At 72.0% G+C, this 8,618-nt stretch carries 7 protein-coding genes and 1 pseudogene; 2 read left to right on the top strand and 6 right to left on the bottom strand.

Translation table 11 applies throughout. The features are described 5' to 3' along the window. Positions 1 to 191: 191 nt before the first annotated feature. On the top strand, positions 192 to 2,342 hold the full coding sequence (gene helR, locus ACYVE7_RS23840) for an RNA polymerase recycling motor ATPase HelR (protein WP_460367356.1): 2,151 nt from the start codon (positions 192 to 194) through the stop codon (positions 2,340 to 2,342). Positions 2,343 to 2,354: 12 nt separating this feature from the next. Here the strand turns inward: helR and ACYVE7_RS23835 are convergent, their stop codons facing one another. Genes ACYVE7_RS23835 through ACYVE7_RS23810 form a run of 6 tightly spaced genes read right to left on the bottom strand, consistent with a single transcriptional unit; the run spans position 2,355 to position 7,684 of the window. Further along, positions 2,355 to 3,017, bottom strand: coding sequence for a TetR/AcrR family transcriptional regulator (locus ACYVE7_RS23835; RefSeq protein ID WP_460367355.1), 663 nt, complete (start codon positions 3,015 to 3,017; stop codon positions 2,355 to 2,357). 1 nt (position 3,018) lies between these two features. Then, positions 3,019 to 4,269, bottom strand: coding sequence for an ABC transporter substrate-binding protein (locus tag ACYVE7_RS23830; RefSeq protein ID WP_460367352.1), 1,251 nt, complete (start codon positions 4,267 to 4,269; stop codon positions 3,019 to 3,021). Continuing rightward, on the bottom strand, positions 4,266 to 5,243 hold the full coding sequence (locus tag ACYVE7_RS23825; RefSeq protein WP_460367350.1) for a branched-chain amino acid ABC transporter permease: 978 nt from the start codon (positions 5,241 to 5,243) through the stop codon (positions 4,266 to 4,268). Before ACYVE7_RS23825 ends, ACYVE7_RS23830 begins: the two co-directional genes overlap by 4 nt. Beyond that, on the bottom strand, positions 5,236 to 6,126 hold the full coding sequence (locus ACYVE7_RS23820) for a branched-chain amino acid ABC transporter permease (protein WP_460367348.1): 891 nt from the start codon (positions 6,124 to 6,126) through the stop codon (positions 5,236 to 5,238). Before ACYVE7_RS23820 ends, ACYVE7_RS23825 begins: the two co-directional genes overlap by 8 nt. After that, positions 6,123 to 6,905, bottom strand: coding sequence for an ABC transporter ATP-binding protein (locus tag ACYVE7_RS23815; protein ID WP_460367346.1), 783 nt, complete (start codon positions 6,903 to 6,905; stop codon positions 6,123 to 6,125). The genes ACYVE7_RS23820 and ACYVE7_RS23815 overlap by 4 nt, the downstream gene beginning before the upstream one ends. Further along, positions 6,902 to 7,684, bottom strand: a complete 783-nt coding sequence (locus ACYVE7_RS23810; protein WP_460367344.1) for an ABC transporter ATP-binding protein — start codon at positions 7,682 to 7,684, stop codon at positions 6,902 to 6,904. The genes ACYVE7_RS23815 and ACYVE7_RS23810 overlap by 4 nt, the downstream gene beginning before the upstream one ends. 231 nt (positions 7,685 to 7,915) lie before the next feature. On the opposite strand from ACYVE7_RS23810, the pseudogene ACYVE7_RS23805 reads away from it, so the two are divergent. Further along, positions 7,916 to 8,618: pseudogene (locus ACYVE7_RS23805) on the top strand (PucR family transcriptional regulator); the annotation flags it as partial.

Here is an 8,618-nt window from a genome sequence, read left to right as displayed (position 1 = left end):
CCCGAACCCGGCCTTCGAACCCCTGTCCGCCGCGCTCAAGACGGCCCTGTCCGCCGAGACCGCGCAGCGGGCGGCCGCCCTCGCCACCGAGATCCGCACCGACGGGGCCGCCGTCGCCGCGCGGCTCCTGCTCGACCTGGCCGGCTGAACGCCCCCGAACACCATCCCGCGAACCGATCGGAGCTCATGTTTTGGAACCGCTGAAGAGCAGCGTGTTCGACCTGCCCGCCGCCCGTGCCGCCAAGGCCGCGCCCGAACTGATCGCGCAGGACGAGCGGCACTTCGCGGCCATCGCCCGCTGTCTGGAGGAGTCGGTCGCCGACCTGTCCGAACGGCTCGAGGCCGAACGGAAGGCGCCCGGCGGTCTCGGCCCGAAGGCCCTGGAACGCGACCAGGAGATCCACCGGCTGACGTCCCGGCTGCGGACCCTGCGCCGGTTCGGCCTCGACCTGTGCCTCGGCCGGATCGTCGGCGCGGACGGCGCGGAGCCCGTGTACGTCGGCCGGATCGGCCTGACCGACGCCGCGGGCCGCCGACTGCTGCTCGACTGGCGCTCCCCCGCCGCCGAACCGTTCTTCGGCGCGACCCACGCCGACCCGATGGGCCTGGCCAGCCGCCGCCGGTACCGGTGGACCCTCGGCCGGATCAGCGACTACTGGGACGAGGTGTTCACCGCCGACGGTTTCGAAGGCCACGCCGCGGCCCTCGACGACCAGTCCGCGTTCATCGCGAGCCTGGGCACCAACCGGTCGTCGCGGATGCGGGACGTGCTGGGCACCATCCAAGCCGACCAGGACGCCATCATCCGCGCGGGTTCGCGGGGAGCGCTCGTCGTGGACGGCGGCCCCGGCACGGGCAAGACGGTCGTCGCGCTGCACCGCTCCGCCTATCTGCTGTACTCCGATCCGCGGCTCGCCCACCGCAGGGGCGGCGTGCTGTTCGTCGGCCCGCACCAGCCGTACCTCGCTTACGTCTCGGACGTCCTGCCGAGCCTCGGTGAGGACGGGGTCCAGATCTGCACGCTCCGCGATCTGGTGGCCGAGGGACCGGCCGCGCCGCCGGAGGCCGATCCGGCCGTCGCGGCGCTGAAGGCTCGGGCGGAGCTGGTGAAGGCGGTCGAGAGGGCCGTCCGGTTCTATGAGAACCCGCCCGAGCAGGGCATGGTCGTCACGACGCACTGGAACGACATCCGGCTGACCGCCGCCGACTGGGCGGAGGCGTTCGAGGCGCCCGACCCGGGCTCGCCGCACAACGACGCCCGCGCCCAGATCTGGGCGGAGCTCCTCACGATCCTCGTCGACAAGCACGACGGCGACGCCCCCGAGGAGCTGCTCCGCAAGTCGCTGCGGCAGAACCGGGAGCTGCGGGCGGCGTTCAACCGGGCGTGGCCGCTGCTGGAGGCGGCCGACATCGTCGGCGACCTCTGGACGGTCCCCGCCTACCTGCGGATGTCCGCGCCGTGGCTGACCACCGAGGAGATCCGCGCCCTCCAGCGCACCGATCCGGCCGCCTGGACGGTCTCGGACCTGCCGCTGCTGGACGCCGCCCGCCAACGCCTCGGCGACCCCGAGGCCGCCCTCCGCAAACGCCGTCAGGAAGCCTCGGCCGCCGCCGACCGCGAGTACATGACGCAGGTCGTCGACCGGCTGCTGGAGGCCGACGACGACAACGAGGGCTGGATCACGATGCTGCACGGCCAGGACCTCCGCGACGCCCTGATCGACCAGGACGCCCTGCCGACGGCCGATCCCGATCTGCTGGCCGGGCCGTTCGCGCACATCGTCGTGGACGAGGCGCAGGAGCTGACCGACGCCGAATGGCAGATGCTGCTGCTGCGCTGTCCGTCCAGGAGTTTCACGATCGTCGGGGACCGCGCCCAGGCCCGGCACGGTTTCACCGAGTCGTGGCGGGAGCGGCTGGAGCGGGTCGGGCTCGACCGGATCGAGCAGGCGTCCCTCACCATCAACTACCGGACGCCCGAGGAGGTCATGGCGGAGGCCGAGCCGGTCATCAGGGCGGCGCTGCCGGACGCGAACGTGCCGGTCTCGATCCGCAGCAGCGGCGTCCCGGTCACCCGTGGATCTCTCGCCGAGCTCGACGCGATCCTGGACGTCTGGCTCGCCGAGCACTCCGAGGGGGTCGCCTGCGTGATCGGCGCCCCCGGGTTCGTGGCGCGGCCGCGCGTCCGTTCCCTGACGCCCGAGCTGGCCAAGGGCCTCGAGTTCGACCTGGTGATCCTGGTCGATCCCGAGGCGTTCGGCGACGGAGTCGAGGGGGCCGTCGACCGCTATGTCGCGATGACCAGGGCGACCCAGCGCCTGGTCATCCTGACCAGCGGGTGACGGCCAGGACCGTCACGCGAGCAGTTTGAGCGCGAGATGGGCGTAGAGCGCGCCGACGTCCTCCGGGGTGCGCTGGCCGGTGGGCCGGTACCAGCGGGCGATGTCGGTCAGCATCGAGGTGAGGGCGCGGGTGGTGCCGACGGGGTCGGGGGCGGTGAAGGCCCCGGCGGCGACACCGGTCCGCACCTCGCGCAGGAACAGCTCGCCGATCCCGGCGCGGCGGGCGTGCATGACCGCGTAGTCGTCGGGGGCGAGAGCAGCGGCCTCCTGGCGGACCACCCGCGCCGACTGGTGGTCGGCGGCGTGGCCGCGGGCGAAGGTGTAGGCCAGCGACCGCATCCGTTCGACCGGGTCGGTCAGGCCGTCCAGCGCCTCCTGGAGCTCGGCCACCAGGAACTCGTGGAAGCCGAGGCAGATCCGGCGCAGCAGCTCGCCCTTGGTGGCGTAGTGCACGTACACGGCGGCGGGGCTCATCCCCGCCGCTTTGGCGATCTGCCGGGTGGTGGCGCCGTGGTAGCCGTGCTCGGCGAAGCAGTCGACGGCGGCGAGGAGGATCCTGCGCGCCGCGTCCGGGCGTACGTCGGCCCACAGGATCTCTGGTCGCCCGCCCGTCAGCACCGCCGAAGCGTACGGCCCCGGCCCCGCCGTTGGCGAGGCCGGGGTCGTGATGGTCATGTCAGCCGATCTTTCCGGCGGGGACCGGATACCCCTTGGCCAGCTCGGACGCCTCCGCCGGCTTCACGATCTTCAGCCCGCCGGTCGCTTCCTTGTCGGGCTGCATCACGTAGTCGCTGAGGGTCGGCGGAACCTGGACGGTGGAGAAGTCCGAGGTGAGCCCGAACCCGATGTCGTGGCTCTTCTGGGCGCGGTGCGCGGTGATGATGCCGTCGTGGCTGAGGTCCTTGGCCTCGCATGCCTTCTTCAGCGCGTCACCGAAGATCGACGCGCTGACGTAGCCGGCGAGCACACCGCCGTCGAGGAGCTGGCCGGGGAATTTCGCCTTGTAGGAGTCGGTGAGCTTCTTCACCGCGGGCAGGTCGGCGCTCAGCGGCACCGCCGAGCCGACGATGTAGAACCCCTGGAGCAGCGCGGGCGCGGCCGGGGTGTCGAGGAGCTGCGGCGCGAACGCGGCCTGGTTGCCGACGATCGGCGCCTTGATCCCCTGGGCCCGCGCGACGCCCGCGAGCGACGCGACGGCCTTGGGCGAGACGCTCGCGGTGATCGCGGCGACACCGGTGCCCTTGAGCGCGGTGACCTGCGCGGTCATGTCGGTGTCGGTGGCCTTCACCTTCTGCTCGACCAGGGTGACGCCCAGTTTCTCCGCGGCGTACTTGGCCCCGGCGAGCGCGTTCTGCCCGTAGTCGCCTTCGGCGTAGACGACGCCGACCTTGTCGCCCTTCTTGATCAGCTTCTGGGAGTCGAGGAACGCGAACGCGTTGATCGCCTGGACGTCGTAGGTGGTGCCGGTGACCTGGACGTACTCGTTGCCGAGCAGGGCCGTGCTCCAGGCGAGCGGGATCGTGAACACCTTGTCGGCGGTGATCCGGTCCTTGACCGCGGTGACCATCGGGGAGCCGATGAACTGCGCGAACCCGGCGACCTTCGGCGCCAGCTCGGTGTAGCCGGCGACGGCGCGCTGCGGGTCGTAGCCGTGGTCGCGGACCGTCACCTCGATCTGGCGTCCGCAGATGCCGCCGGCGGAGTTCACCTCGTCGAAGTAGAGCTGCTGGGACTGGGTGACGGACTTGCCGAGCGACGCGAACGGCCCGGTCAGATCGGTCAGCGCCCCGACGGTGATCTTGTCGGCGGTGACGCCGGGACCGGTCTTGACCCCGTCCGCGCCCGTGCCCTCGGCGCTCTCGCCCTTGGACGAGCAGCCGGTCAGCGCCAGCGCGGCGACCGCGGCGACAGAAATGATCTTTCTCATGCGGGTGTCTCCTTGGGACGGGGTGAGGGGAGGCGGGAGATCCCGCCGGGGAGGAAGAGGACGATGGCCACGACGGCCGTCCCGTACAGCAGCCGGGCGGCGGTGGCGGGAGACAGGCTCTCGGGCAGCGCGTCGCTGTAGTGGGTGAGGAGCTGCGGCAGCAGCGTGACCAGCAGCGCGCCCAGGACGGCCCCCCGCACCGTCCCGAGCCCACCGATGACGATCATGGCGAGGTAGTCGAGCGACAGCACGATCCCGAAGTAGTCGGGGACGGTCCGCTGGAACGCCAGCGCGATCAGCACCCCGGCCAGCCCGCCGTACATCGACGACAGCACGAACACCGACGCCCGGTAGCGGCCGACGGGCACACCCATCACCCCGGCGGCGACCTTGTGGTCGCGGACGGCGTTGAGGGCGCGTCCCGGCCGTCCGTGGAGCACACCGGAGGCGAACCAGGCGGCGACGCCCAGCACGGCGAGCCCCAGGAACCAGAGTTTCTCCTGCTGCCCGAACGGGATGCCGAGCACGTTGAGCGGGTCGGCGCCGTCGAAGACGAACCCGAACAGCTCGAACGGCGGGACGGCCCTGCCGTTGACCCCGCCGGTGATCTCCTCGGCGTTGAACAGGACGTGCTGGCCGACGAAGACCAGTCCGAGCGTCGCGATGCCGAGGCTCACCCCGGCGAGCCGCGCGGAGATCGGGCTGAACGCCAGCCCGCCGAGCCCGGCGGCCAGGACGGCGACGGCGGCCGCGAGCAGCGGCGGCCAGCCCTCGGACGCCAGATAGGTGTAGCCGTACGCGCCGATCGCGAGGAAGAACGCGTGGCCCATCGACAGCTGGCCGGTCGCGCCGGTCAGCAGGTTCAGCCCGATCGCGCCGATGGCGGCGGCCATCGCGAACAGCCCGGTCTGGAGCCAGAAGCCGTCGAGGTAGAACGGCGGGATCAGCAGCAGGAGGTACAGAAGCCTAGACACGGGCGGTCTCCCTCGTTCCGAACAGGCCCGCGGGACGCCAGAGCAGCACCAGGACCATCACCGCGTAGGGCGCGACGTCGCCGATGCCCCGGCCGAGGAAGGCCAGGTCGTTCTGGTAGCCCGTCATCAGCGACTCGGTCAGCCCGACGATCAGGCCGCCCGCGAGCGCTCCGGTCGTCGAGTCGAGTCCGCCGAGGATCGCGGCGGGGAACGCCTTGAGCGCGGCGTAGGACGTCGTCCGGTCGAGCCCCGGCGTGGGGAACACGGTCAGGAAGACCGCGGCGACGGCGGCGAGCCCGCCCGCGACCGCCCACGCCCCGATCGAGACCCGGCCGAGCCGGATGCCCATCAGCGCGGCGGTCTCGGCGTCCTCGGCGACGGCCCGCATCGAGATGCCCCACGAGGTGTACTTGAACGCCAGCAGGAACAGCCCGATCAGGGTTCCGGCGACGAGCAGGGCCGCGATCCGCGTCGCCGGGATCATCACCGGGCCGAGATGGACGAGGTGGTCGCCCCACGGGTCGCCCATCGCGAGGGTCTCGCTGCCGATCCTGCGGGTGAGTTCGCTGGTCAGCACGATGTCGATGCCGATGGTCGCGATCGCGAGGACCGCGGCGTCGACGGCCTTGGCGCGGCGGATCACGGCGAACTCGATGATCCCGCCGATGAGGGCCGCGACGGCGACACCGGCCAGCAGCGCCCCCCAGAAGCCCAGGTCGTCATGGGTCTCGGCGACCACATAGCCGCCGATCAGCAGCAGCGAGGCGTGCGCGAAGTTCACCACCTCGGTCGCCTTGAAGATGACGACGAAGCCGAGGGCGATCAGTGCGTAGACCGCCCCGGTGGCCACGCCGTTGACGAGCAGTTCGATCAGTTTCGTCATCTCGGACGGTTCTCCTGGGGGTCGGCGCCGAGGTAGGCGCGGATGACCTCGGGGTCGCGCTGCACCTCGGCGGGGGTTCCGGTGGTGACGAGCCGGCCGAAGTCGAGCACCGTGACCCGGTCGGCGAGGTTCATCACCAGCCCGATGTCGTGCTCCACCAGCACCACGGTCAGCCCGAGCCCGCGCTGCGCGGCCCGGATCAGGGCGGCCATCTCCTTGCGCTCGCCGCCGTTCATCCCGGCGACGGGCTCGTCGAGCAGCAGCAGCCGCGGCTCCATGGCCAGGGCGCGGCCCAGTTCGACCCGTTTGCGGAGCCCGTACGGCAGCACCGCGACGGGTGTGTCGAGCAGCGCGCCCATCCCGATGAAGTCGGCGATCTCGGCGACCCTGTCCCGGTGGGCGTGCTGCTCGCGCCGTGCCGAAGGCAGCCGCAGGCCCGCCGCGAGGAACCCCGACCCGGTCAGGCGGTGCCTGCCCAGCATCAGGTTGTCGGCGACGGTCAGCCGGCCGGCGAGCGCGATGTTCTGGAAGGTCCTGGCGACGCCCAGGGCGGCGATCCGGTGCGGCGCCAGACCCACGAGCTCGCGCCCGCCCAGCCGGACGCTCCCCGACGTCGCCCGGTACACCCCGGACAGCACGTTGAAACAGGTCGATTTGCCCGCCCCGTTGGGGCCGAGCACAGCGTGGACGCTGCCTTCCTCGACGGTGAAGCCGACCGCGTCGAGCGCGGTCAGCCCCGCGAACCGGACCGTCAGGTCCCGCACCTCCAGCAGCGTCACGGCTCCCACCTCCGCAGCACCGGCAGCTCCGGGATGTCCAGCGCGGTGTCGATGCCCAGGTAGCGGCGCTGCACCTCGTCGGTGGCGGCCAGTTCGGCGGCCGGACCGTGCAGGGTGACCTCGCCGACCTCCAGCAGGTACGCCTCGTGCGCCAGCCGCAGCGCGAGCGCCGCGTTCTGCTCGACCAGCAGCACGCTGGTGCCCTCGGCGTTGATCCGCTGGATGTCGCGGGCGAGCCGCTCGGCCATCTGCGGGGCCAGGCCCAGCGTCGGCTCGTCCAGCAGCAGGACCCGCGGGCCCGCCATCAGGGCGCGGCCCATGGCCAGCATCTGCTGCTCGCCGCCGGACAGCAGGCCCGCCCGCTGCCCGGCCCGTTCGACCAGCACCGGGAACAGTTCGTGCACCCAGGAACGGACCCGGTCGGAGCGGTCGCGCCCCGACGATCCGATCGCGCCCGCCCTGAGGTTCTCGGCGACCGTCATCCGGCCGAAGACATGGCGTCCCTCGGGCACCTGGACGACACCCGCCGCGACCACCCCGGCCGGGCCGATCCGGAAGTGCGCCCGCCCCCCGTACCGGACGTCGCCGCCCGTGACGCCGCCCCGGTGGAACCGGAGCGTGCCCGAGATGGCCCGCAGCAGGGTCGACTTCCCGGCGCCGTTCCCGCCGAGGACGGCGACGATCCGCCCCTCGGGAACCTCCAGGTCGACCCCGCGGAGCGCGCGGACCTGCCCGTAACTCACGGTCAGCGCGCTGACAGTCAGATCAGATCCAGCCATTCCATCGCTTTCCTCGCCTCGTGTGAGCCACACCACAGCACCCCGGTGAGCGGTGGGGCCAGAGGTTCGACGGAACACGGGACCGGGGTCCAACCCGGGGCTCTCCGCGTTGTGCTTGCGCACAACGTGATAAGCGAGCGCTTAGTCTTCTCAGGGAAATGCTTGTTTCGTCCGGTTCACCGGCCGAACATGACTGAGCGATCGTTCATCCCCACCCCAGGAGGTCGCCACTTGCGAGCACTTTCCCTCGTCGACCGGACCGAGACCCACTGCGAGGTCGTCACCCGCGCCGCGCAGCGCCTCACCGAGCGGATCCCCGAGCTCGCGGCCCGGCTGGTCGCCATGGTCAAGGCCGACTGCCCGTCCTATGTGCTGGTGCCCGACGAGGAACTGGACGCGTCGGTGCGGCGGGCCCTCCACGTCGGGCTGGCGACCGTCCCGCGGCCGACCTCCGACCGGCGCGACCTCGAACAGGCCGAACGGGACGGGCGGCTCCGCGCCGAACAAGGGGTGCTGCTGACCGATCTGCTCCGCGCCTACCAGCACTCGGTGACGGTCGTCTGGGACGGCCTCGTCGAGATCGTCTCGGCCGAGGAACCCGACCGGCTCGACCAGCTGATGCGCAGCAGCATGTACATCTGGACCGGGGTGAACCGGCAGGCCGACGCCGCCGCCGTCGGCTACCAGAGCGCCCGCCGCGAGCAGGACCGGCAGAGCGACGGGCTCGCCCAGTCGATGCTCGCCAAACTGCTGACCGCGCACCCGCCCGAGCCGGGGCTCGCCGAGGCCGTCGCCGCGACCCTCGAACTGGAGATGGACGGCCGGTACGCCGTCGCCGTGGTCCGGCACGCGCCCGGGCGGATGCCGTCCTATCCGACGGCGGCGGCGGGACTGCGGTGCGTGTGGTGGCTGCGGCCGTCGGGGGCGGGGGTGG

The organism is Actinocorallia lasiicapitis (genome assembly GCF_054778695.1).
The sequence above is the reverse complement of the archived record's forward strand: the minus strand, read 5'-3'. Positions and strand labels throughout refer to the sequence as shown.